This is a genomic window from Paraburkholderia dipogonis (genome assembly GCF_046027395.1).
GTDB lineage: Bacteria > Pseudomonadota > Gammaproteobacteria > Burkholderiales > Burkholderiaceae > Paraburkholderia > Paraburkholderia dipogonis_A.
On sequence record NZ_JAQQEG010000007.1, the window covers coordinates 115,419 to 138,644 of the forward strand.

The following is a 23,226-nucleotide window of genomic DNA, read 5'->3' on the forward strand; positions in this document are numbered from 1 at the left end:
TATCAGGCCGAACGCCCTGACCGGTCGACCTGATCGACCGGTTCTTCGATCAGCGTTGCCACGGCGCCGGATGTGGCGGCCCGCTCCGCCATCACCGCGCCGGTCATCGCGGTGCCGCTTTGCATCTCCCGCAATGCGGCCGCAATCACGCCTTCCGCTTCTGCCACCAGCGTACGCCGGTCCGCGCCTGGCGCGAGCGGTGCGCATATATAGATATGCGCGGTGAGCGGTCCGCCGCTCAGCAGCAGATTCAGCGAATCGGCGAGCGACAGGTCGTCGATATAGGCAGGCGCGGTGGATTGCCGGCCTTGCGCGTCCTGATACATGATGCACAGTGGCTGCACCGCCGCCGACGCCGACACGGCCGCCTGAAACATGTTCGCGTGAAACGGCAGCAGCGCGAGACCATTGGACGTGGTGCCCTCGGGAAACACACACATCAGCTCGCCCGCGCTCAGCCGATCGGACAGCTCATGCATGATCCGCTTCGCGTCGCTGCGCTTTTCGCGCTGAATGAACACCGTGTCCAGTTGCTGCGCGAGCCAGCCGACCACCGGCCACTGCCGGATCTCGGCCTTCGAGACAAACGGTGTGGGCCGCCACGCGTTGATCACATAGATGTCGATCCACGAGATGTGGTTGGCGACCACCAGTGCGCCGCGATCGAGCCGCGCGCTGTCGTTATGCACGACGAGCCGCATGCCGCACAGGCGCAACATCTTCAGCGACCATTCGCGATTGAGCGTGTGACGCACATCGGCGCTGGCTTTGGGAAAGCGCGTCGCCACGATCCACATGCCGTGCAGCAGATGAACGACGAGACGGGCCTTGCGTAACGCGAGCTTCATGGTCGGAGCGTTCCTGATTGGGCCAGTGAGCGTAGCAACGCCGCGGATATCAGCGCTGTTCGAATGCGACGTGCCCGGACACGATGGTCGCATGCACGCGCGCCGGCAATTCGTAGCCGAGGAACGGCGTGTTGTGCCCCTGGCTCTTCAACGCACGCGGCTCGACGCGCCAATACGCATTGCGGTCGAACACGCAGAGATCGGCCACACCGCCCACAGCGATACGGCCGGCCGCGTCCAGTTTGAGCACTTCCGCCGGCGCCGTGGTGATGCGGTTCAGCGCCTTGGCAAGCGGCACGCCTGCCTCGTCGGCCCACTTTACCGTCAACGACAGGAACAGCTCCAGCCCGGTCGCACCGGGCGTGGCCTCGGCGAACGGCAACAGCTTTTCGTCATCATCGACGGGCGTGTGGTCGGAGCAGATCGCATCGATCGTGCCGTCGACCAGACCCGCGCGGATCGCTTCGCGATCGCGCTGTTGACGCAGCGGCGGATCGAGCCGGAACTGCGCGTCGAAATAGCCGATGTCGACGTCGATCAGATGCACGTGATTCACGGTGACGTCGCACGACACCGGCAAACCCTCGGCCTTCGCCGCGCGCATCAGCGCAATGCCCGCCGCCGACGACACGTGCGACAGATGCACCCGCGCTCCCGTCACGCGCACCAGTTCGAAGATGGTGTGCAGTGCGATGGTTTCCGCCGACGCCGGCACGCCCGACAGCCCAAGCCGCGAAGCCAGCGCGCCGCTCGCGGCCACGCCGCCCTTGCCGAGATAAGCGTCCACGGGACGCAGCCACACGGTATAGCCGTAGGTCTTCGCGTATTGCAGCGCGCGCATCAGCACCTGAGTGTCGACCACCGGCACGTCGGCCTGCGAAAAGCCGATGCAGCCCGCCTCGGTCAACTCGACCATCTCGGTGATGACCTGCCCCTTGAGGCCGACCGTCAGCGCGCCGAGCGGATACACGTGCACCTGGTTCAGATTGCGCGCGCGAAACTTGAGCATCTCGACGAGGCCCGGTTCATCGAGCGTCGGATCGGTGTCCGGCGGGCAGACGAGGCTCGTCACGCCGCCCGCGAGCGCGGCGGCCATTTCGGATTCGAGCGTCGCCTTGTGTTCGTAGCCCGGCTCGCGCAACCGCGCGGACAGATCGACCAGACCTGGCGCGACACAGAGGCCTTTGGCGTCGATCGTCTTCTCCGGGTGGAAATCCGCAGGCGCGTTGCCGATGGCGACGATCTTGCCCGCTTCGATAAAAATGTCCTGCTGCTGTTCGGTGCCCGCTGCCGGATCGATCAGCGTGCCGCCTTGAATATGAATCTTCATGCGCTGCCTTATGTTCAGCTGAGTTCAGCCAGGTTCTGCGTTGTGTGCCGCGGGTTCGTAGTGCGTGAGTGACGTGGCGCCGCGGCGCTCGACGTCTGCGAGATCAATCGTGATTGCCCGCGACAATCCCCATCACCGCCATGCGCACCGCGATACCGAAGGTCACCTGATTCAGAATCACCGATCGCGGGCCATCGGCCACTTGCGAATCGATTTCGACGCCGCGATTCATCGGGCCCGGGTGCATCACGATCGCGTCGGGCGCGGCGAGCGCGAGACGCTCCGGCGTCAAGCCCCAGCTCTTGAAGTACTCCTGCGCCGACGGCAGCAATGCGCCGCTCATCCGTTCGTTCTGCAGACGCAGCATGATGATCACGTCGACGTCCTTCAGGCCTTCGTCGAGGTTGTGGAACACGCGCACGCCCATCTGTTCCAGCCCGCCCGGCAGCAGCGTGCGCGGACCGATCGCGCGCACTTCCGGCACGCCGAGCGTGGTCAGCGCATGAATGTCCGAGCGCGCGACCCGCGAATGCAGAATGTCGCCGACGATCGCCACGCGCAGCTTCGTGAAGTCCTTCTTGTAATGGCGAATCGTGTACATGTCGAGCAGCCCCTGCGTGGGGTGTGCATGACGGCCGTCGCCGGCATTGATCACGTGCACGTGTGGCGCGCAATGCTGGGCGATCAGATACGGTGCGCCGCTCGATGCATGACGCACGACGAACATGTCGGCATGCATCGCCGAGAGGTTGTTGATCGTGTCGAGCAGCGACTCGCCCTTGCTCGTCGACGACGCGTTGATGTTCAGATTCAGCACGTCCGCCGACAGGCGCGTCGCAGCGATCTCGAAGGTGGTGCGGGTGCGCGTCGAGTTCTCGAAGAACAGGTTGAACACCGACTTGCCGCGCAACAGCGGCACCTTCTTCACTTCGCGATCGGTCACGCTGACGAACTGATCGGCGGTATCGAGAATGTGATTGACGATCGCCTTCGGCAAGCCCTCGATCGACAAAAGATGTTTCAGCTCGCCATTTTTCGTGAGCTGCGGGTTTCCCTTCAGGAAGCCATAGCGGAAGCGCTCGGTGGCGCTATCGGCGGAATCCTTGGGAGCCTGGGTGGCGGTGTTCATGGTGTACCTGCTTCAAATACGGGCTTCAACGTGATCGGTGTCGATGCTGACTGCGTGTGACGATGCCAAGCCGGACTTCGCGCGTTTAGCCGCGACGAACGGCTCGAAAATTTTCTTTTGTGTGGCGTGTGATGGCTCAATGCGATGCGCGGAATGCGACGGGCTCGATGCGCACTTGGCGCGCTCTCGCGCCGCGTTCAATCGACGCGTGCTTCTGTGTGAAAAGTGAAATGCGGCTGACCGGATGCGCCGCCCGCTTCACCACTGTCCGAGCGGGCCAGCACGAGCGTAGCGTCGGCGGGAATATTCACCACGCTGCCGACAAAGCGCGCCGCCACCGGCAATTCGCGCCCGCCGCGATCGGCGAGCACCGCCAGTTCGACCGATGCCGGCCGGCCATAGTCGTACAACTCGTTTAGCGCCGCGCGAATCGTGCGGCCGGTGGACAGCACGTCGTCGACCAGCACGATACGGCGGCCGTCGACCGAAAACGGCAGCGAGGTCGGGCTCGCCTGTGAGTGCAGGCCTTTTTTCGCGTAGTCGTCGCGATGCAGCGCGACGTTCACCACGCCGAAGCTCGGCAGGTTCAGGTCATGCGCAAGCCGTTCGGCAAGCCACGCGCCGCCGCTGTAGATGCCGGCCAGTACTGCGCCTTCGGCGTCGTCCTGCCCGGCGCCGAGCCGGTCGCCGTACACCGCGCGAATCTGATCGAGCAACGCGCGATAAAGCGCTTCGGCGTCAATGGAACTCATGATCGTCGGAAAGTCCGTCTAGATATTGCTGGAGGATGATGCTGGCGGCTTCGGCGTCGAGCATGTCGGCGCGGCCGTTGCCGGCGCGGATTTCCGCCTTCGCCTCGACCGACGAATAGCGTTCGTCGATCCACGTGACCGGCAGATTGAAGCGGCCGTTCAGCTGATTGCCGAAGCGCTTCGCGAGTTGGGTCATTTCGTGCGGCGTGCCGTCGGGATGCAATGGCAGGCCGACCACGAGCACGTTCGGCTTCCACTCGGCGATCAGTTTGCCGACCGCCTCGAAGCGATATTCGCGGCTGCGGTTTTGCACGATCACCAAGGGCCGCGCGCTGCGAGTCAGCGAATTGCCGACCGCGACGCCGATGCGTTTTTCACCGTAGTCGAACGCAAGCAGCGTCGCCTCACGTCCGGCCGCCAGGCTCATGCGTGGCCCGCCTCGCCCGACAGCATGGACAGGTTGATGCCGAGCAGAGCCAATGCGGCTTCGAGACGCTCTTCAGCGGGCACGTCGAAGACGATTTTCGGGTCGGCTTCGACCGTCAGCCAGCCATTCTTCGAAATCTCTTCTTCGAGCTGGCCCGCGCCCCAGCCGGCATGGCCGAGCGTGAGCAGGAAACGCTCGGGACCCGTGCCGCTCGCCACGGCTTCGAGCACGTCTTTCGACGTAGTCATCTCGAGACCGCCCGGCACCGACATGGACGAGGTATACGCGTTGCCGTCTTTCGGATCGTGCAGCACGAAGCCGCGCTCGGTTTGCACCGGGCCGCCGAAATAGACAGGCACATGGAGAAGGGGTTCGATCTCGAGCTTGAGGTCGATGCGACTGAAGAGCGCTTGCAGGTCGATATCGGTCGGCCGGTTGATCACGAGGCCGAGCGCACCGCGCTCACTGTGATCGCAAAGGTAGACCACCGTTCCTGAAAACGTCGGATCCGCCATGTTCGGCATGGCGATCAGGAACTGGTTGGTCAGATTGATGCGATCGGTACTCTTGGACATAGTTCGGATTTTAGCAAAGACGATGCAGGATGGCGGGCTTTGAGCGTGGAACCGCGATGTGTGCCATGAAGCGTGCCGCGAGCCATCGACGGCGATTCAAGTTGCACTCTATCACGCACGCGGGCGCTCGCCACGGTGCAGGTTCGCGAGGCTTCGCGGCACGCGTGTTGCGTGCCGCCGGCTTGTGTCATCGCGGCCCGTTGCGGCCGGCCGGCAGATGGCCCGGCGGGCCGAAGCTGCCACGCCTATCGCTCACGCGCCGCCCTGCTCGATCGAGCGCGTCAGGGCGGCCAGCGCGGTATTGCCGCCGGGCGGCGCGACGCCTGCTGCAACCTTGTGCAGCGTGGCACGCAAGGCCTCGGCGGCCTGCTCGAGCGTGCTCGCCGCCGGTGCGCCGACGATCACATGTGCGCGTACCGCGGGCGTCGATACGCCGGCATGCGCGCGACGGCGCCACGCAAGCCCCAGCGCATCAGCCAGCAGCGCGACATGGCCGAGGCCCAGCGCGCACGCGGCGGAGCCGAGCCGGTAAGCGGCATCGCCCGCTTGCAGTGCTTCACTGGGATCGGCTTTCTCCGGCTGGTCGGCCGCGCGGGCATGCTCGGTCAATGCGGAAATCGAGGCATCCGCTGTTTGCAGGAAATCTTCGTACGCGTTGGCGTTGACCGCCAGCACGCCCAACTCGCGCGTCAGTGCGCCACGAGTGGCGCTGATCGCCTGGGCCTGCACCGCGCCCGCCTCCCAAAGCATTTCGGATGCCTGGGTGCCCGCGACGTGCCAGTCGACGGTCAAGCCGTAGTCGTGCAGCACTTCCACCTGGTCGGCGTCTTCCGCGGCGGCGCCGAACAACGCGTAGTCGCGCCACAGCAGCGCAAGCGTCGCGCGCACGAGCGAGCGCGGCGCAAGTTCGATGCCGCGCGCATGATCGGCCAGCGCGAGGTTGCAACGGGCGTAGAAGCGCCGCGCGTCGGTTTCACCCGTGGCGCGGCCGCTGACCCGCAATGCCTTGGCACAGGCCTTGGCGAGGCGCCAGAAATCGTAGGGGTCCGGGCCGGCGAGCTCGCTGAAAACGGCGTCCAGTTCGTCGAGGGCCGCGTTGGTGACAGCCAGCGCCGCCGCGCTGCCGGTATCGGCCTGCGAGCGCAGCACCGGCAGCAGCGCGCGCTCGTAGCGTGCCCGCAAATGAGCCAGTTGATCGGCGGACTGCGCGTGCAGCGAGACCGGCGGCACCGGCCGCGCGGTCAACGCGAGATCTTCGAACGCGACAGTAGAACCGGGTGTGTGCTCCGACAGATGCGTGCAAAGCGCCCGATAGTGATTGAACAGCACGGGCGAGCAGGACAGCTCGCGCAGATTGTGACGTTCGAGCGCGGCGCGGAAGTCGCGCAAGGCCGCGCCGAACACGGGCCGCGCGTTGACCGCGTCGGCCGGGTCGCCCTCCGCGAGCGGCGACAGCCGCACCAGCGCGTCAGCGAAGCGCTGCGCGCTCAGCCAGCCGGCTCCGCGCAATGCGTGTGACGCCCGCAGCAACGCCGACGTGCTCTCGCTGTGCTGTTCGAATGCCAGCAGCGCCTCAGCCAGCGCCAGCTCGGCGGGACGGACAGCGCCGCCGCGCGGATTCGGCAAGGCGTCGAAGGAAACGGGTGCAGCGGATCGAAGAGTCATGGGCAGGCGACACGAAGCTGACGGGCCGTCGCCTCGCGCCGCACGCAGACTGATCAGCTAACGCGCGAACCGGCGACAGGACAATGACAGACTAACGTTGCGACACGGTGCGGCCGAGGACGTTCCGTGTCGACGCGTTGGGGCAAACTTCAGAGCGCACCGGGTGCGGTCGATCCGGCGCGTCACGCCGGCTGCGAAACACCATGCCAATGCCGCGCCGCGGGCTTGCGGCACGGCCCGCAGCCGGCATGCCGGCTGCTCCCGGACTTCAGATCTGGACCATCTCGAAGTCTTCCTTACGCGCGCCGCACTCCGGGCAGGTCCAGTTAATCGGGACGTCTTCCCAGCGGGTGCCCGGCGCAATGCCTTCGTCCGGCAAACCGGCTTCTTCGTCGTAAATCCAGCCGCAAATCAGGCACATCCAGCTTTGATATTCCATTCTTGTGTCGCGTCGTAGAGTCCGTGGAAACGGGAGCCATGATGGTACCGTGTTGCCGCCCCAATGCCTAGCAATCAGAAACGCGCAATCGTAGCGTGCGACGGCCTTTGGCTATGCAGTTTGCGTCGGCCGGCACGGTGGTTGCGGCGCCATGCCGCGCGCCGGCCGCAGCTGGCTTGCTGCGATGCATCGCGAGATGCGAAAAAACGCCCCCGCGACGGTTTAGGCCGCATAATTGAGTCGATTGCGCACTCTCTGCGCCTAAATTTAGCTCCTTTCTGTCAATCTTCATGCCCAGCGACACGCCTCCGATCGTCCTCACCTTCGGCCTTTCCGATCCCACCGGCGGCTCCGGCCTGCAAGCCGACCTGATGACCCTTGCCAGCATGGGCTGCCATGGCGTCTCCGTGCTGACGGGCTACACCGTGCGCGACTCGGCGAGCTGCGACGAAGTCACCGGGCTCGACCCTGAAGTGGTCGCGACTCAAGCTCGGATGCTGCTCGAAGACATGCCGATCGCCGCGTTCAAGGTCGGCGCCTGCACCCGTGCGGAAGTGGTGAGCGCAATTGCCGAAGTCGTCGCCGATTACGACGACATTCCGCTGATTCTTGCCCCCGATTTCACGCTCGACGACGAGCACGTGCTGTCCGCCGACGAACTGCGCGAAGCGATCGCCGATCTGCTCGCGCCGCAAACCACCTTGCTGGTCGCCGATACGGCCACGCTGCTCGCGCTCGCCCAGCCGGACGGCGACGCCGAAGCGCCGAGCCTCGACGCCGCCATCTCGCATCTGCTGTCGCAAGGCTGCGAATACATTCTGTCGACGGAAACCGGCACGCACCGGCACGTCAATACGCTCTTCAGCGAAGACGGCCAGTTGCGTCAGGACATGTGGGACCGCGGCAGCCATCGGATCATGGGCCTGACGGATACGCTGGGCTCGGCGATCGCCGCGCTGCTGGCCAATGGCCAGGAGCCCGCTGAAGCGGTGCGCGAGGCGCAGGAGTATTTGTACCAGGCCCTGCGCAATGCGTTCCGGCCGGGCATGGGTGCGTATATGCCGGATCGGTTCTTCTGGGCGCGCAGCAGCGACGACGAAACGCCGCCGGCGGCCGGAAAGGATGCGGCGCCGGGCGAAGCACGGCACTAGTTCTGTGTGAGGCGTCCCGGCCTTGCGAACGCATGGGCGGGACACCTTGTTCTGTTCCAGGCGCTCCAAGCTACATCAAGCGCCCATAAAAAAACCCGCATTTCTGCGGGTTTTTTCTTTTGGGAAGCACGCCTCGCGGCGCACTCCCCCATGTGCTTCCAACTGGACCTCGTAACGAGGCCCAACTGAAATTACATGTCCATGCCCATGCCGCCCATGCCGCCGGGCATACCGCCGCCCATCGGAGCATCTTCCTTCGGCAGTTCGCAGACAGCTGCGTCGGTCGTCAGCAGCAGACCGGCAACCGAAGCTGCGTTCTGCAGCGCCGTGCGCGTCACCTTCGTCGGATCCACGACACCTGCGTCAACCAGGTCGACGTACTCGCCGGTTGCTGCGTTGTAGCCGTAGTTGCCTTGGCCAGCAGCAACAGCTGCCACCACGACGCTGGCTTCTTCGCCACCGTTCGTGACGATCTGGCGCAGCGGCTCTTCCATCGCGCGCAGCACGATCTTGATACCTGCGTCCTGATCGGCGTTGGCGCCCTTCAGGCCGGCGATTGCCGTGCGTGCACGGATCAGCGCGACGCCGCCGCCAGCCACGATGCCTTCTTCCACAGCTGCGCGCGTTGCGTGCAATGCGTCTTCGACACGTGCCTTCTTTTCCTTCATTTCGACTTCGGTCGCAGCGCCGACCTTGATCACCGCAACACCGCCTGCCAGTTTGGCAACGCGCTCTTGCAGCTTTTCACGGTCGTAGTCCGACGTAGCTTCTTCGATTTGCGTGCGAACCTGCTTCACACGTGCTTCGATGTTCGCACCTTCGCCAGCGCCGTCGATGATCGTCGTGTTTTCCTTGCCCACTTCGATGCGCTTCGCTTGACCCAGTTCAGCCAGCGTTGCCTTTTCGAGCGTCAGACCGGTTTCTTCAGCGATGACTTGACCGCCGGTCAGGATCGCGATGTCTTCCAGCATGGCCTTACGACGATCGCCGAAGCCCGGAGCCTTGACAGCAACAGTCTTCAGGATGCCGCGGATGTTGTTCACCACCAGCGTAGCCAGCGCTTCGCCTTCGACGTCTTCTGCAATGATCAACAGCGGACGGCCAGCCTTGGCGACTTGTTCCAGTACCGGCAGCAGATCGCGGATGTTCGACACCTTCTTGTCGTGCAGCAGCACGAACGGGTTATCGAGCACGGCAACTTGCTTGTCCGGGTTGTTGATGAAGTACGGCGACAGGTAGCCGCGGTCGAATTGCATACCTTCGACCACGTCCAGTTCGTCTTGCAGCGACTTGCCGTCTTCAACGGTGATGACGCCTTCCTTGCCGACCTTGTCCATGGCTTCAGCGATACGATCGCCGATCGACGAATCGCTGTTTGCCGAAATCGCGCCGACTTGTGCGATTTCCTTGTTGGTCGTGCACGGCTTGCTGATCTTGCGCAGTTCTTCGATTGCGGCCGTCACAGCCTTGTCGATACCGCGCTTCAGGTCCATCGGGTTCATGCCCGATGCAACGTACTTCATGCCTTCGCGGACGATCGACTGAGCCAGGACCGTTGCGGTCGTGGTGCCGTCACCTGCGTTGTCGCTGGTCTTGGAAGCAACTTCCTTGACCATTTGCGCGCCCATGTTCTGGAGCTTGTCTTTCAGTTCGATCTCTTTCGCGACCGACACACCGTCCTTCGTGACCGTCGGGCCGCCGAAGCTGCGTTCCAGGACAACGTTGCGACCCTTCGGGCCCAGCGTGACCTTCACAGCGTTCGCGAGGATGTTCACGCCTTCAACCATCTTGGCACGGGCGGAATCACCGAATACGACGTCTTTAGCTGCCATCTTCTAACTCCTTGAATTCTTTAAGATATGACCGGGAAAAGTAGCGACTTGCCGCTTACTTCTGCACCACGGCCATGATGTCTTCTTCGCGCATCACGAGCAGTTCGTTGCCGTCGACCTTAACGGTCTGGCCTGCGTACTTGCCGAACAGGACGCGGTCACCAACCTTCACGTCGAGCGCGATTTGAGCGCCCTTGTCGTCACGCTTGCCCGGGCCGACTGCCAGAATTTCGCCTTGATCCGGCTTTTCTGCTGCGGCTTCGGGGATCACGATGCCCGACGCGGTCTTGGTTTCTTGATCCAGACGTTTGACGATCACGCGATCATGCAAAGGACGAAGGTTCATACATACTCCTCTCTTGATTGAGACTGAAGAACGCTGAGAAAACCCGGCTGGCTGAGCCAACCGGCGATGTTGTTAGCACTCTCGTGCAGCGAGTGCTAATTATATGGACGGGTGGTGACAAATTCAAGAAGGGATGCTGCCGTTGGTGTCGAGATTCACTTAACTTTGAACTTTGTTCGCTTAAGTCTGAACCCGCGACATGCGCCCAACACCGCCACGAGAATTCATTTTCCATAAAAAACAATGACTTATAATCCGACCGTCGCGCTGCAGGCTTGCGAACGCCGCTACGACACCTAGTGGTTTTTTCCGACGTCGCGCCACAAGAACGCAGCGATTGACTTGCGGTCAGGGGTAAACCCCAACAATCAATCACATTTGTCATTCATTCTCGGGAAGTTCGAAAAACATGATGCGGCCTGCGGCCGCCACCCTGTCGCTTTCCTCGCAAATTCGCTCTGGATTCAGTTGCTCGATCAATTCATCACCGAGCAACGCGATAACGACGGCGTAAAGGTAGTCGCTGTACAAGCCCGCGACCTTCACGACCTCCTCCATAACGGCTTCGAACGATTCACTGGCATCACTCTTCCCCGCCAAGCCGTGCAAACTCGCTATTGCTGCAAGTTCAGACAGATGGAATAGGTTATCCGCCGCCGATAAGTCAAAAGCAGCGGCTGCTGTGGGTGTTCCGCAAGGTCTGGCCATTTCGAACCTGCTGGCGGAGATTTTTCTGCACCCGTTCGACACCGTCGTGGCGTCCAAAGCAAACGTAGCGTATTTCCGTTACGTCGATGACGTGTTTCTCCTGACTTCAGAACCTCCCGCGCCACTTTTCGAGGAACTGCGAAGCACGCTGGAAAGCGATTTCCGATTATCGGTTCATCCGGTAGGAACCGATGGGTCCAAATCCACGTTCGGTCTTGTGACAAATGAGTTTGCTTTTCTCGGCTATCTTTTTCGGGGCGGCAAGGCGCGTGTCAAGGAGCAATCCGTTCAACGACTCGAGCGATCGCTCGCGGACATCTTTACGAGATACAAGTATCGCTGCGAGGAGATCCGGCGTAAGCATCACTCAAAGGGGGAGCGTCGCAAGCTGCTGGATTTCGCGAAAAACTCCCTCCTGTGGCGAATTAATCTGCGCATTACCGGTTGCATTTTCGAGGAAACCCGCAAGGGATGGGTCTTCTATTTCTCGCAGATTGACGAGTCCAGCCTGGAGCAGTTACGCAAGCTCGATCACACGGTTGCAAAGATGCTAAATCGCTTCCGGATCAGGCCGCGGACGCCGGTGCGCTCTTTTGTGTGGACGTATTTCGAAAGCCATCGCAAGAATCCGACGGCCACGGGATACATACCAAACTTCGACACCGCATCTGTCGCGGAGATGCGCCGAATACTGGAGCGCTACTTTGGTTACAGCGTCCCGGGGATGTCAGATGCAGCAGTGAAGGCGAATTTCGCCTTTCGGATCCGGCGCGCCACAAAAGAACTCGAACTGGATATTCAGGATATCTCGTGACTCCAGCTGGAACGTACCCATCATGACGCTTGGGTCCTGCTCCCCTTGGCCAAGGGCAGGGTGGCTCGACGAACGATCAGAACGACTGGCTCACGACATCATAGGAGAACCGGAAAAAGGGTTCTTCGGAGATTTCCGGGCAAGGGCTCAGTTCGACCCTGAGCGGTCGTACTCCGTGCCGTCGTAAGCGACCGATAGCAAGCGGGGAACGGCCCTTCGGTAAGCTAGATATTCGCCAGCTAATGGCTTTCCTCAATGTCAGGTAAAGCCCACGTCTTATCGAAAAACGGCTGGGTTGGACCATACCAGCGGAAATAAGCAAACCAGCCTTGCCCTGGCAACGTCTTCACCCAGTTGCTGCGTACGGCCGCCGGCGCCTGCGGCCCGAAATAAATATCCACCGATCCGTCAGCTTCCATCTGCAACTTGTCTTTACTCGACACACCCGCCTTCATCGTATCGGTAACGATCATCGAGCGCGTCAGATTATCGTAGACAGTGACCGCCCAGAACTCCTTGGCCGGAACGTTTGCTGGCACGTGGAGGATGTATTGCTTGCCACCATCCAGCCATCTGCCATCGTTGTCTTTGGCCGTGCCCCATCGTTGCCCGATCCATCGACAACACGTCGGCAAGCGCGGCCATTGTCGTCGGCCCGCGGCTGGCAAGGAGACTCAAGATCGTGTACTGCGTGGCCCGCAAACCGGTTTCCACCATGCAGGCATCATAGAAGCGGGTCAAGCGCCGCGCGGCTTTACGCAGAGCGGTGTTGTTACATACACCAGGATTGATTGCTAGCCGGGACGCAGTCATGTCGGATCAAGCGTTAGGATCTTGAAGAAAATATTATGGGCATATAAGACTATTGTCAGTGAGTTTCATACCGGCCGATCAGCAGAGAAGTTCACTCAGCCCATACCAGGATCGCCGGGTACGCGACGACGGCTACGTTGTCCGATCGAACTTGTGTGCAAAGCGCTCCGTCGCCCATTCGATAAAGACGCGCAACCGCTGGCTCATGTGCCTGTCTGGCGAATACACGAGGAAGAAGGGGTATGGATCCGGTTGCCACGCCGACAGAACAGGCAGAAGCTCGCCACGCGCGATCGCGTCTCTCGCAGCAAACGAGAAGGTTTGAATCACGCCGAGGCCGGCCAGCCCAGCCGCGACATGGGCGTTGCTCTCGTTGACCCCCATGCCTTGTAAGCCGCCGATTTCAACTCGCTCGCTGCCCTTCTGAAAACGCATCGGCAACACACGTCCCGTCCGCGCCGAAACGTAGCTCACGATGCGATGGCCGATTTTCAGCTGGTCGGGATGCGTCGGCCTGCCGTGCTGCTTCAGATAATCGGGCGTCGCGCATGTCACCCATGATGCACGGCCAAGCGGACGGGCGACTAGCGAGGGCTCGTCCGCGCTGCCGCCGCGGACGACACAATCTACGTTCTCGCCAATGAGATCGATCTGCCGGTCGCTCACGCCGAGGTCGACACGTATGTCGGGATATCGCGCAATAAAGTCGGGCAGTGCGGGGATCAACACGCCGCTTGCGTTCGCCGAGCCGATGTCGATGCGCAGCCGTCCGCGCGGACGCTGATGGGCGCTGGCGAAACCCGAGTCGATGTCCTCGAGCTCCTTCAACACGCGCGAGGTGCGCTCGTAATACGCGGCCCCCTCGGCCGTGACGGTGACGCGTCGCGTCGTTCGCTGGAGCAGTTTGACGCCGAGATGCTGCTCCAGTGAACGCACGAGTTTGCTCACTGTGGCGAGCGGCATGTCGAACGAGTCGGCGGCACGCGTGAATGCGCCCGCTTCAACGACACGCGCGAACACGCGGATGGCAAGCAACTGGTCCATGTCGATTATCTATCCACGTAGATAAAGTTATCCGATTTACCCACTTTTTCAACAATCTCCTGGTTTGTAAAGTAGCGCTCACGTCTTTGAAAAGGAAGTTGATCGTGACTACGAACGCACTTGAACGACTGCTTGCGCCCGTTCGCCTCGGCAGGCTCGAACTGAAGAACCGCCTGGTCATGGCACCGATGACTCGCAGCCGCGCCGGGTTTGACGGCACGCCGGGAGAGTTGGCCGCCGAGTACTATGCGCAGCGCGCAAGCGTCGGCCTGATCGTGACCGAAGGAACCCAGCCCTCGGACGATGGGCAGGGTTATCTCGCCACGCCGGGCATCTATTCCGACGCGCATGTCGCCGGTTGGAAGAGGATCACCTCTGCCGTGCGTGATCGCGGTGGCCGTCTTTTCATCCAGCTCATGCACGCAGGGCGCATGTCGCACCCGGACAACACGCCGCATCATCGCCAGGGCGTCGCGCCTTCGGCCATCGCGCCCGCTACGCCGATGTTCACGGCCAATGGGATGCAGGATATTCCGGTACCGCGTGCGCTGACGACCGAGGAGGTGCGCCAGACCGTAGCCGACTTCCGCTTCGCGGCACGCCGCGCGATCGAGGCCGGCGCCGACGGTGTCGAGGTCCACGGTGCGAACGCCTACCTGGTCCATCAGTTCCTCGCGCCAAGCGCCAATGCCCGCACCGACGAATATGGCGGCTCGACCCAAAACCGCACCCGCTTTGCCATCGAGGTGGTCACTGCTATCGCCGACGAAATCGGAGCTGACAGGACGGCCATTCGCCTGTCACCCGGCATGACGCGATGGGGCATCGAGGAAGGCGCCGAAGGACCGGCGCTCTACCACTATCTGGTGGTTGAACTCGCCAAGCTCGGTCTGGCGTACCTGCACATCACGCATCAGGGCAACGAGCCGCTGGTGGCTGACATTCGCAAGCTCTGGACGGGCACATTGATCCTGAACCGGCCGGGCCGCTCCCGTGACGAGCTTGGAGCCGATGTGGCCTCGGGACTCGCCGAGCTGGAAGCCTATGGCCAGATGGTGCTGGCCAACCCGGATTTCGTCGCACGCCTGAAGATCGGCGCACCGATGAACGCTGCGAACCCCAATGCCTTCTTCGGCGGCGACGGGCACGGCTATATCGACTATCCCGCGCTGGCCGAAGCCGTGGAACGCTAAGGGATCGCGCGTAACCAATAACACCGGGCGCGAGCCTGCTTCGCATCATTGGCACGATGCGGCTCGCGCCGGCGGTCCTGATCGCCCGCGGTGCATGAGACCGGAGTCAGCACTAAACCGACATACCATGACACGACAGACAGGCAGTCACTCGACCATGATCAAGGCAAACCACCTTGTGTACTTCGCCTGCGTAGTGACGCACAGAAGCTTCAGCGCAGCCGCGAAGGAAGTCCGCGTAAGCAAGTCGACGTTGAGCCGTGCCGTCATCGACCTGGAACAGGAGCTTGGGGCATCACTTCTCACGAGAACGAGCCGCCGCGTGGATGTCACGCCCGCGGGCGAGCAGCTATACACACGCTGCCTCGCCGTCTACAACGCCGTACTGGCGGCGCAAAAAGCCCTCGAAAATATCGAGGCGGAGCGCGATATCACTCCAACCGGTCAATGGGAAACCAGTGCAGTCGACCAGTGAGGTGAAAGACCGCTATCCGAGCCGTAACGACGTTTGAGTGACTATTCACGTCGTGCTTCGCGGCTCCTGAATCATCTTCCAACCGTTGCCGGCGGGGTCGCGGAAACCGGCGTCGACGCTGCCGAAGCGATCGACCGGCTGCTGGGTGAATTCCACGCCACTCGCCTTTAGCCGGGCGTAGCTGGCGCGGCAATCGGACACCAGGAGGACGAGAGGCGGCATGGCCCCCTTCGCGACCATCGCGCGCAGGGTTAGTGCGGTGGCATCGTCGTGGATGGGCGGACCGGGTTTGAACAGTCCGAGCTGGAACGAGGGCTGGTCCGGATGCTGGACTGTGAGCCAGCGGTAGGAACCGTTGACCACGTCCGTGTGGACACGGAATCCGAGTTTGTCGACGTAGAACGCGAGCGCTTCGTCCTGATCGTCGACGTACAAGCCCACCACACTAATACCTTGGTTCATGACACCTCCTTGGTTAATGGCCGGAATGTACCTTTGGCCGCGCGGCGGCGCTTCTCCAAAACTGCGATGATGAGATCGGGACGCTGCGCGGCCTTCAGAACGCAGGCGGGTACGCGGTTGAGCTGCTGCGTGGCGGCCTGCGCCTCCCGGCGCATCGCACTGGGGCTTAGACCGGTGATATCCCGGAAGATGCGGCCAAAGGTACCCAGGCTCTCCCAGCCAGTGGCGAAGGCTATTTCCGTGACGCTGAGCGCAGTGTCGCGCAACAGGGTATTGGCCTGCTCGATGCGCCGTGTCAGCAGATAGCGATGCGGCGGGATGCCGAAAGCCCGCTTGAACGAGCGAGCGAAATGGGCCTCGGAGACGCCACTGACCGCAGCCAGGCGCTCGACGGGCCACGCCTCGTGCGAGGCGGCATCCATGCGGTCTTTGGCGCGTAGCAGGCGACGCAGCAGGGCCGGATCCTGCAACGGATCGGCGTCGGCCGGCGCCGGAGACGGCGCAGGCAGTTGATTGAATGCGACCATGATCAGCCCTTCCATGCGCGGTATCGGTCGTGCAGGGTCAGGTCGAGAAGAGCCAGGGCGACTTCATCAATTGCATGGGTATTGATGTTCATGGTGTTCCAGCCGCAGCGTTCCGGACCGCACACAAAACCGTTCGAGGCTGACTAGTATCTCATCAGCCGACTTGCTCTAGACAAACGGTTTGGGATTAGCGTTATAGACGTCCGGATCGTGGCGTCTGCCTGACGCCATGCATCGCCACCCGCGATCCGGCGCATCTGATCGCGCTGGCGGTTTTGCGGTCGGGCGTGGTCGACGGCCGATACGGCTCGTGTTCGATCAGTAGTGCTCTGCCGCTGCCGCGTTGCCCGTTGTGGGTGCGGAGCCGGTTGTCGCTACGCCGTGACTGTCAGCATCCGGTCGCGCGCCGGCGCCGCCTGGCTGCCCAGGACGCAACAACAAACCGCCCAGCACACCCGCCGCCGCCGCGAATATCGCACCGAACAGAAACGCGACGTGATAGCCGCTATTGAGCGCCGCCGTCGCGCTTTCGGAAGCCTGCATCGCGTCACTGCGCGCAGCAGCGAGACTTGCGAGCACCGCGAGCCCAAGCGCGCCCCCCATCATCAACGACGTATTGACGATACCGGACGCGAGGCCCGAATCGCCCGGATCGACGTCGCTCATGGCAGCCAGCAGCACGGCATTGAATGCGATGCCCGCACCGAAGCCGAACAGGATCATGCCGGGCAGCACGTCGAGCACGAAGCTGCCGTTGATCGGTGCCCGTGCGAACAGCGCGAGGCCACACGCCGCGACCAGCAGCCCGACGGCAAGCGGAAGGCGCAGACCAAAGCGCATTACCACGCGCGCCGATAACCCCAGAGAAAAGAACGCCATGATCAGACTGGCCGGCAAAAACGCGAGCCCGACCTGCAAGGGCCGGTAGCCAAGCACGCGCTGCAGATACAACGCGGAGATGAAGAACCACGCGAACATCGCCGCCGCCCAAAGCACGCCGACCACATTGGCAGTCGCGACATTGCGCGAGCGGAACAGACCGAGCGGCATCAAGGGATGCTGCACGCGCGCTTCGATAATGAGGAACACAGCCAACAGCGCCAGCGCGGTGAACAGCAGGCCCAGCGTCTGCGCCGAGGTCCAGCCCGCTTCGTTGCCGTTCACGACTGCGTACACGGCGAGCATCAGCGAAGCAGTCACCGTCACCGCACCGGCCACGTCAAGCCGTTCGCCATGCGCATGACCACGTGCCGACGGCAAGAGCGCGACGCACAGCGCATAGACGACGATGCCAATGGGCAAGTTGACGAGAAAGATCCAGTGCCAGCTCAGCAGGTTGGTCAGCAACCCGCCGAGCAACACGCCGATGCTGCCGCCCCCCGCGCAGACAAAACCGTACACGCCCATCGCTTTGGCCCGTTCGCCGGTCTCGGTGAAGAGATTCATGATCAGCGACAGCGAAACAGCGGAGACGACCGCGCCGCCCAAACCCTGCACCGCACGCGCGCATACCAGCAGGATTTGCGAATTAGCCATGCCGCATGCAAGCGACGCCAGCGTGAACAGCGTAATGCCGCCGAGGAACAACTTGCGGTGGCCGTAAAGATCGCCCAGCCGCCCGCCAAGCAGCAGGCAGCCGCCGAAGGTCAGCATATACGCATTGACCACCCACACCAGCGAGGTCTCGGTAAAGCCGAGGTCCGCGGCGATCGACGGCAATGCAACGTTCACGATCGTCGTATCGAGCACGATCATGAGCACGCCGAGGCACAAAACAATCAGCGCTAGCCAGTGTCTATTGCCGTGGATGGAAGGGGTCATGCAGGGGCTCCTTTGGCTTGGTCAAACGGGTTAAGCGGGTGCCGGACATGCCGCCGCCCGGCACGTGCCTATACCACCTGCCGATACCACCAGAAGGGCATCGGCATGGCCGGCACCCTGCCGGTTTCGATCAACGCTTGCTCAGCATCGTAAACTGCCGGCGGAAGGCGCCCGCCATGTACGACCACGAACCCGCGCCGTGACTCAGGAAGCAGGTAGGCAAGCGTAGAACGGACATGGCGGTGCTACCTCATGCAGCGAGCGCGGCGGTCTCTTTCTTCGCCGAGGCGATAGCCCCACTACGTGCCTCCGGACCCATCGCCACGCCTTCCGCACGAATGAAGGTGATATCCGTGATGCCCAGAAAGCCGAAGGCCGCCTTCAGATAGGTTTCCTGATGATCGAAGAAGGCGGCAGGCGAGCCTTCGCTGTAAACGCCGCCGCGCGACGAGGCGATGACAAGCTTCTTGCCGCCGCATAGTCCGGCCGGGCCGTGCTCTCCGTAGCTGAATGTCTTCCCGGCGACAGAGATGCGGTCGATCCAGGCCTTCAGTTGAGAGGGCACGCCAAGGTTGTACATCGGCGCGCCGATGACCACGATGTCGGCGGCCAGGAACTCCTCGAGCGCGACCTGGCCCGCGGCGACGTCGGACTTCAACGCCTCGTCGACCGGCGCGCCTTGCGCGGCCGCGAGGTGTGCTGCCGTCAGATGGCCGATCGGTGTGACCGCAAGGTCGAGATGAGTGACAACAAGGTCAGGATGGCGGGCCCGGAAAGTCGCGGCCACCTCCTCTGACAGATCACGACTGACCGAGCCTTGCCCGAGGATGCTGGAATCTACGTGTAGCAGTTTCATGCGAATGATCTCCGAAGTGGCAGACGGTGCGTTTGCCGGAAACCCGCACGATAGGCTTCGATATCCGATCTGGATAGCCTATATTTCTAGATGAAAACTATCGTTTCGTTAGATACTTTATATGCCTTCAAAGTCGGGCGAGCCGAGCCAAAAAGGCGTCGACCTGGTGTTCCTGTGTGGCCCATGACGTTACCAGGCGAATCACAGAATGATCGTTATCCGACTTTCTCCAAACGTAGAAGGCAAAGTGCTGCGTCAAAGCCAAAATGACCGAATCGGGCAAGATTGGAAATACTTGATTCGTAGCCGTTTCCGCCTCGAGCGCGTAACCGCTGGACACGATCCCAGAGGCGAGCTTTGCCGCCATCGCATTGGCGTGCCTTGCATTTTCGAAGAAGAGATTCTTCACGCCAAATAACGATCTGTCAGCAAAACGCCTTGTAAAAAATTGCTGCCCCGCCGTCAGAAGCGAGCGGGAGTCACGCCGTACGCCTCGCGAAACGCCCGCGTGAAATGGCTTTGATCAAAGAAGCCAACGGCGTGCGCGATTTCAGTGATCGGCATGTTCCTATTCGCGTTGATCAACGCCACCGCCTTTTCCAGCCGCATGCGCAATTACCAGGTGTGAGGCGTCATGCCGACAGTGCGTTTAAACAATTTCAGGAACCGGAATCGAGCGAGGCCAACGAGAAGAGACAGATCCTTCAGAACGATTTTTTCGGCAAGATGCGCCTCGACGAATTCCCGAACAAGTCGCAATTGCTGAGACGACAAGGCGCCGGCGATGGTTTGAGGAGAGGGTTGCTTCAAACGGGCGAACAGCGACTCCAGCAATTCCAGAACGTAGGTTTCGTTCATGATCGGATCGTTTATCCCCTACTGAAGGGTTGAGTGCATTTTGAGCAACTGATCTGCGAGGCGGCTATCTCGCAGCACCACTGCGGTCGAGATGATAGTGCGGCTCAAAGCGAAACTCGGCAAACCGAGCCGTGCTAAGGATCAAACCGGGGATGTCGGCTGAATGACTGTACTGGACTTCTTCGGGCATAACTCACCTTCGGTTCGCCGCCGACACCTTGGAGACTAGCCCCGAAAGTTGCGCCGTGAGGCCTTCATTATCCCAGCTTCCTGTGGTCTGCACTTACGCTGTCAGACTTCGCGCGTTCATGTGATCTCCCGACCGACCTGGTTGGCCGATTCGTTAGCGTATTCGGATTTCAAGCTTCTCCTGAAACGCCACTCGTCGACTCCTTCAACAAGGCGATAAATGCCCGCAGCCCCGCGGGAATATGACGATTGCCAGGAAAGTACAGGAACAGACCGGGTATGAGCGGACACCACTCGTCCAGCACGGTAACGAGCCGCTTGCGGGCAAGCGCAGCGCGTGCGTACACCTCGGGCACGTAGGCGATCCCAAGCCCGTCGATCGCAGCCTCGATCATCAACGTATTGCTATCCAGTGTCAGCGCACCGGGCGGGTCGATCGTGAATTCCTGGCCGTGACGCGAGAATTCCCAACGATACCGTTTGCCGCTCGGCAAACGCTGCCGGATGCACCGGTGCCGAAGCAGATCTTCTGGCGCGACCGGCTTTCCTTGTTTGCGAAGGTAGCCCGATGACGCGACCGTCAGAAAGCGCATGTCGTCGCCGACTCGCACTGCAATCATGTCCTTGTGCAGCGCCTCGCCAAGCCGGACGCCCGCATCGAATCCGCCTTCGACGATGTCGACAAGACGTCCGTTGGCGACCAGGTCGAGTTCCATCGCCGGATAGAGCGCAAGAAAGCGCGGCACGACTGTCTGCAACAGTAGCCTGATCGCCCCTTCACTCCCGTTGATTCTGAGCGTTCCGCTCACTTGTCCGTCGGTGCGCGCGACGTCCTCCAGTACTTCATCGAGATCGCCCAGCACCGGATTGAGACGCTTCAGGAAACGCTCGCCCGCGTCGGTCAACGACACGCTGCGCGTGGTCCGATGCAGAAGACGCACGCCCAGATCGTTTTCCAATCCGCGCATGGCGTGGCTCAGAGCCGAGCGGGACACGCCCAACTGGTCGGCGGCCTGCCGGAAACTGCGCCTTGCGGCAACCTCCATGAACGCCTGGAGGTCGGCCAGAGTTGGCTTGTTCATTGGTGAAAATTCCTCACCTCGTCATGCACATTGAAGGCGGTTCTCATCACAATCATACCGCTCTAGTATGAATGGCAAGAACTCAACAGGAGCTGAGCATGGCAAGGAACTGGTTGATTACCGGCGCGTCGAGCGGGCTTGGGCGCGAACTCGCCGAACGGCTGCTGGCACGCGGTGACGGTGTCGTGGCGACAATACGCAAAAAAGGGGCGTTGGACGATTTGCTGGCACGGTATCGCGAGCGTTTGCATGTGGCGGAGTGCGACGTGACCAATGTGAATGCGGTCAGGGCCACTGTCGCCCAGGCGTTCGAAGTCATGGGCCGGCTCGATGTTGTCGTCAGCAACGCGGCCTACGGGTTATTCGGTGCCGCGGAGGAACTGACTGACGCACAGATCGACCGCCAGATCGCAACCAATCTGACAGGCTCGATTCAGGTGATTCGTGCAGCCATTCCGCACCTGCGGAATCAGGGCGGTGGCCGTATTGTCCAGGTGTCGTCGGAAGGCGGTCAGATTACGTACCCGAGTTTCAGCCTTTATCACGCGACCAAATGGGGTATCGAGGGCTTTGTCGAGGCGGTTGCAAAAGAAGTCGCATCTTTCGGCATCGATTTTCTGATCGTGGAACCCGGTCCGACGCGGACAAATTTCGGCGCCGGTCTTGATCACGCGACGCCGATGAGTTGCTATGACCCTACGCCCGCCGGCGAGATTCGGCGTGCAATTGCGTCGGGGAACTTCGCCAGCTACGGCGACGCCGGGAAGACGGTGGACGCGATGATGGTCGCGATCGACAGCCCGAATCCGCCGTTGCGCCTGGCCTTGGGCCAGTCCGCTTACCACTCGGTACGCGAGGCACTCCTCGGCCGACTGAAGGTACTGGAAGCGCAAAAGGACGTAGCGTTGTCAGTCATGGAGCAGTCCTAGAACGTAGCGACTGTTCAACATGTCCCGCTGCGCCTAACATTACTGCACGAGCAGGAAGGAGGCGCATGGACAACTTTGGTACCGACACTCGCTTCACTGGCTCGATCCCCGAGCTTTATGACAGCCTCCTTGTTCCGCTGATCTTCCAACCCTACGCCGCAGATCTCGCGAACAGAGTAGCTGCGCGTCATCCGTCGCGTGTGCTTGAGACCGCTGCCGGCACTGGCGTAGTGACCCGCGCGATGGCCCATGCATTGCCCCTGCATGTCGACCTGGTTGCGACCGACCTGAATCAGCCGATGCTGGATCGTGCGACGGCCATCGGCACCCCAAGGCTAGTAAAGTGGCAACAGGCAGACGCGACCCGACTGCCGTTCGACGACGCGAGTTTCGACATCGTCGTCTGCCAGTTCGGGGTCATGTTCTTTCCGGACAAAGCGCGTGCGTTTTCCGAAGCTCGGCGCGTACTTCGGCACGACGGCGTGCTGTTGTTCAACGTCTGGGATCGCATCGAGGAAAACGAGTTTGCCAATACCGTCACGGCGGCGCTTGCCGGTCTCTTCCCCGCGGATCCTCCACTTTTCATGGTGCGCACGCCGCACGGCTATTTCGACCCGGAAGTGATCTCGCGCGACCTCGCGGATGCGGGCTTCAGCGCGGCGCCACGCCTCGAGACAATCGCGGCGCGTAGCCGCGCGGCATCGGCTCGCGTGCCGGCCGTCGCCTATTGCCAGGGAACACCCTTGCGCAATGAGATCGAGGCCCGTTCTGGCGTAGGTGTGGACGACGCTACGTCAGCGTCCGCCACTGCGATCGCCGAGCGATTCGGCATGGGACCGGTCGACGGGAAGATTCAGGCGCACGTGGTCGTCGTCCAGCGCTGACACGCCCGGCATTGCAGCGGCATCTGATGGCCGTGATCGGGCCGAAGCGGACTGTAGAGCCTGAAGTCCTCGCTGCA

Annotated in this window: 27 protein-coding genes and 1 pseudogene; 7 read left to right on the plus strand and 21 right to left on the minus strand. The window is 61.9% G+C overall.

The window, feature by feature from the left end; translation table 11 throughout:
- Positions 1 to 2 precede the first annotated feature (2 nt).
- From PQR32_RS09405 to PQR32_RS09440, 8 genes are all read right to left on the minus strand, one after another.
- Positions 3 to 848: a lysophospholipid acyltransferase family protein gene (locus PQR32_RS09405; RefSeq protein WP_408224878.1), complete on the minus strand. Its 846-nt coding sequence runs from the start codon at positions 846 to 848 to the stop codon at positions 3 to 5.
- Between the two features lie 49 nt (positions 849 to 897).
- Positions 898 to 2,178 carry a dihydroorotase gene (locus tag PQR32_RS09410; RefSeq protein WP_408224881.1) on the minus strand — a complete coding sequence of 427 codons (1,281 nt, stop codon included), beginning with the start codon at positions 2,176 to 2,178 and terminating at the stop codon, positions 898 to 900.
- Between the two features lie 103 nt (positions 2,179 to 2,281).
- Positions 2,282 to 3,307, minus strand: coding sequence for an aspartate carbamoyltransferase catalytic subunit (locus tag PQR32_RS09415; protein ID WP_408224884.1), 1,026 nt, complete (start codon positions 3,305 to 3,307; stop codon positions 2,282 to 2,284).
- 197 nt (positions 3,308 to 3,504) lie between these two features.
- Complete coding sequence (pyrR, locus tag PQR32_RS09420; RefSeq protein ID WP_408224887.1) at positions 3,505 to 4,059, minus strand: bifunctional pyr operon transcriptional regulator/uracil phosphoribosyltransferase PyrR; 555 nt, start codon at positions 4,057 to 4,059, stop codon at positions 3,505 to 3,507.
- On the minus strand, positions 4,046 to 4,486 hold the full coding sequence (ruvX, locus tag PQR32_RS09425; protein WP_408224890.1) for a Holliday junction resolvase RuvX: 441 nt from the start codon (positions 4,484 to 4,486) through the stop codon (positions 4,046 to 4,048). The genes pyrR and ruvX overlap by 14 nt, the downstream gene beginning before the upstream one ends.
- Positions 4,483 to 5,061 carry a YqgE/AlgH family protein gene (locus PQR32_RS09430; RefSeq protein ID WP_007178990.1) on the minus strand — a complete coding sequence of 193 codons (579 nt, stop codon included), beginning with the start codon at positions 5,059 to 5,061 and terminating at the stop codon, positions 4,483 to 4,485. Before PQR32_RS09430 ends, ruvX begins: the two co-directional genes overlap by 4 nt.
- 252 nt (positions 5,062 to 5,313) lie before the next feature.
- Entirely contained in the window at positions 5,314 to 6,726 is a 1,413-nt protein-coding gene (locus PQR32_RS09435; RefSeq protein ID WP_408224893.1) for a FimL-related protein, read from the minus strand.
- A gap of 268 nt (positions 6,727 to 6,994) precedes the next feature.
- A complete protein-coding gene (locus tag PQR32_RS09440; RefSeq protein WP_006047743.1) occupies positions 6,995 to 7,165 on the minus strand; it encodes a rubredoxin in 171 nt (56 codons plus the stop codon).
- 290 nt (positions 7,166 to 7,455) lie between these two features.
- Here PQR32_RS09440 and PQR32_RS09445 point away from each other — a divergent pair, with 290 nt between their 5' ends.
- Positions 7,456 to 8,316 (plus strand): hydroxymethylpyrimidine/phosphomethylpyrimidine kinase, encoded by an 861-nt coding sequence (locus tag PQR32_RS09445; protein WP_408224896.1) that lies wholly within the window; start codon positions 7,456 to 7,458, stop codon positions 8,314 to 8,316.
- Between the two features lie 191 nt (positions 8,317 to 8,507).
- Here PQR32_RS09445 and groL read toward each other — a convergent pair whose 3' ends face one another.
- From groL to PQR32_RS09460, 3 genes are all read right to left on the minus strand, one after another.
- A complete protein-coding gene (gene groL, locus PQR32_RS09450; protein ID WP_408224899.1) occupies positions 8,508 to 10,148 on the minus strand; it encodes a chaperonin GroEL in 1,641 nt (546 codons plus the stop codon).
- Positions 10,149 to 10,203: 55 nt separating this feature from the next.
- Positions 10,204 to 10,494, minus strand: a complete 291-nt coding sequence (gene groES, locus PQR32_RS09455) for a co-chaperone GroES (RefSeq protein WP_007178996.1) — start codon at positions 10,492 to 10,494, stop codon at positions 10,204 to 10,206.
- 381 nt (positions 10,495 to 10,875) lie between these two features.
- Positions 10,876 to 11,202: a hypothetical protein gene (locus tag PQR32_RS09460; RefSeq protein WP_408224902.1), complete on the minus strand. Its 327-nt coding sequence runs from the start codon at positions 11,200 to 11,202 to the stop codon at positions 10,876 to 10,878.
- Here PQR32_RS09460 and PQR32_RS09465 point away from each other — a divergent pair.
- Positions 11,177 to 12,016, plus strand: coding sequence for a reverse transcriptase domain-containing protein (locus tag PQR32_RS09465; RefSeq protein ID WP_408224905.1), 840 nt, complete (start codon positions 11,177 to 11,179; stop codon positions 12,014 to 12,016). The genes PQR32_RS09460 and PQR32_RS09465 overlap by 26 nt on opposite strands.
- A gap of 239 nt (positions 12,017 to 12,255) precedes the next feature.
- Here the strand turns inward: PQR32_RS09465 and PQR32_RS09470 are convergent, their stop codons facing one another.
- Both PQR32_RS09470 and PQR32_RS09475 read right to left on the minus strand, forming a co-directional pair.
- Positions 12,256 to 12,684, minus strand: coding sequence for a DUF1214 domain-containing protein (locus PQR32_RS09470; protein WP_408224908.1), 429 nt, complete (start codon positions 12,682 to 12,684; stop codon positions 12,256 to 12,258).
- Positions 12,685 to 12,961: 277 nt separating this feature from the next.
- Positions 12,962 to 13,873, minus strand: coding sequence for a LysR family transcriptional regulator (locus PQR32_RS09475; RefSeq protein ID WP_408224911.1), 912 nt, complete (start codon positions 13,871 to 13,873; stop codon positions 12,962 to 12,964).
- Between the two features lie 104 nt (positions 13,874 to 13,977).
- Between PQR32_RS09475 and PQR32_RS09480 the strand changes: the two genes are divergently transcribed.
- Positions 13,978 to 15,066: an alkene reductase gene (locus tag PQR32_RS09480; protein ID WP_408224914.1), complete on the plus strand. Its 1,089-nt coding sequence runs from the start codon at positions 13,978 to 13,980 to the stop codon at positions 15,064 to 15,066.
- Positions 15,067 to 15,223: 157 nt separating this feature from the next.
- The gene (locus PQR32_RS09485; protein ID WP_408224917.1) at positions 15,224 to 15,541 is read left to right on the plus strand and encodes a LysR family transcriptional regulator; all 318 of its coding nucleotides are present in this window, start codon (positions 15,224 to 15,226) and stop codon (positions 15,539 to 15,541) included.
- Positions 15,542 to 15,586: 45 nt separating this feature from the next.
- Here PQR32_RS09485 and PQR32_RS09490 read toward each other — a convergent pair whose 3' ends face one another.
- The 7 genes and pseudogenes from PQR32_RS09490 to PQR32_RS09515 form a co-directional block, all read right to left on the minus strand.
- Positions 15,587 to 16,003 carry a VOC family protein gene (locus PQR32_RS09490; protein WP_408224920.1) on the minus strand — a complete coding sequence of 139 codons (417 nt, stop codon included), beginning with the start codon at positions 16,001 to 16,003 and terminating at the stop codon, positions 15,587 to 15,589.
- Positions 16,000 to 16,530: a helix-turn-helix domain-containing protein gene (locus PQR32_RS09495; RefSeq protein ID WP_408225156.1), complete on the minus strand. Its 531-nt coding sequence runs from the start codon at positions 16,528 to 16,530 to the stop codon at positions 16,000 to 16,002. The genes PQR32_RS09490 and PQR32_RS09495 overlap by 4 nt, the downstream gene beginning before the upstream one ends.
- A 5-nt stretch (positions 16,531 to 16,535) precedes the next feature.
- Positions 16,536 to 16,622: pseudogene (locus PQR32_RS42265) on the minus strand (DUF6429 family protein); the annotation flags it as partial.
- Positions 16,623 to 16,848: 226 nt separating this feature from the next.
- Entirely contained in the window at positions 16,849 to 18,351 is a 1,503-nt protein-coding gene (locus PQR32_RS09500; RefSeq protein WP_408224923.1) for a DHA2 family efflux MFS transporter permease subunit, read from the minus strand.
- A gap of 250 nt (positions 18,352 to 18,601) precedes the next feature.
- Positions 18,602 to 19,207 carry an FMN-dependent NADH-azoreductase gene (locus PQR32_RS09505; protein ID WP_408224926.1) on the minus strand — a complete coding sequence of 202 codons (606 nt, stop codon included), beginning with the start codon at positions 19,205 to 19,207 and terminating at the stop codon, positions 18,602 to 18,604.
- 127 nt (positions 19,208 to 19,334) lie between these two features.
- Positions 19,335 to 19,616, minus strand: coding sequence for a hypothetical protein (locus tag PQR32_RS09510; protein ID WP_408224929.1), 282 nt, complete (start codon positions 19,614 to 19,616; stop codon positions 19,335 to 19,337).
- 53 nt (positions 19,617 to 19,669) lie between these two features.
- Positions 19,670 to 19,765 carry an AraC family transcriptional regulator gene (locus PQR32_RS09515; RefSeq protein ID WP_408225159.1) on the minus strand — a complete coding sequence of 32 codons (96 nt, stop codon included), beginning with the start codon at positions 19,763 to 19,765 and terminating at the stop codon, positions 19,670 to 19,672.
- Between PQR32_RS09515 and PQR32_RS09520 the strand changes: the two genes are divergently transcribed.
- The gene (locus tag PQR32_RS09520) at positions 19,721 to 20,098 is read left to right on the plus strand and encodes a hypothetical protein (protein ID WP_408225189.1); all 378 of its coding nucleotides are present in this window, start codon (positions 19,721 to 19,723) and stop codon (positions 20,096 to 20,098) included. The two genes, PQR32_RS09515 and PQR32_RS09520, sit on opposite strands and share 45 nt — an antisense overlap.
- A gap of 326 nt (positions 20,099 to 20,424) precedes the next feature.
- Here PQR32_RS09520 and PQR32_RS09525 read toward each other — a convergent pair whose 3' ends face one another.
- A complete protein-coding gene (locus PQR32_RS09525; protein WP_408224932.1) occupies positions 20,425 to 21,336 on the minus strand; it encodes a LysR family transcriptional regulator in 912 nt (303 codons plus the stop codon).
- Between the two features lie 98 nt (positions 21,337 to 21,434).
- Here PQR32_RS09525 and PQR32_RS09530 point away from each other — a divergent pair, with 98 nt between their 5' ends.
- Both PQR32_RS09530 and PQR32_RS09535 read left to right on the plus strand, forming a co-directional pair.
- Positions 21,435 to 22,265 carry an SDR family oxidoreductase gene (locus tag PQR32_RS09530; protein WP_408224935.1) on the plus strand — a complete coding sequence of 277 codons (831 nt, stop codon included), beginning with the start codon at positions 21,435 to 21,437 and terminating at the stop codon, positions 22,263 to 22,265.
- A 65-nt stretch (positions 22,266 to 22,330) separates the two neighbouring features.
- On the plus strand, positions 22,331 to 23,149 hold the full coding sequence (locus PQR32_RS09535) for a class I SAM-dependent methyltransferase (protein ID WP_408224938.1): 819 nt from the start codon (positions 22,331 to 22,333) through the stop codon (positions 23,147 to 23,149).
- The last annotated feature ends 77 nt before the right edge of the window (positions 23,150 to 23,226 follow it).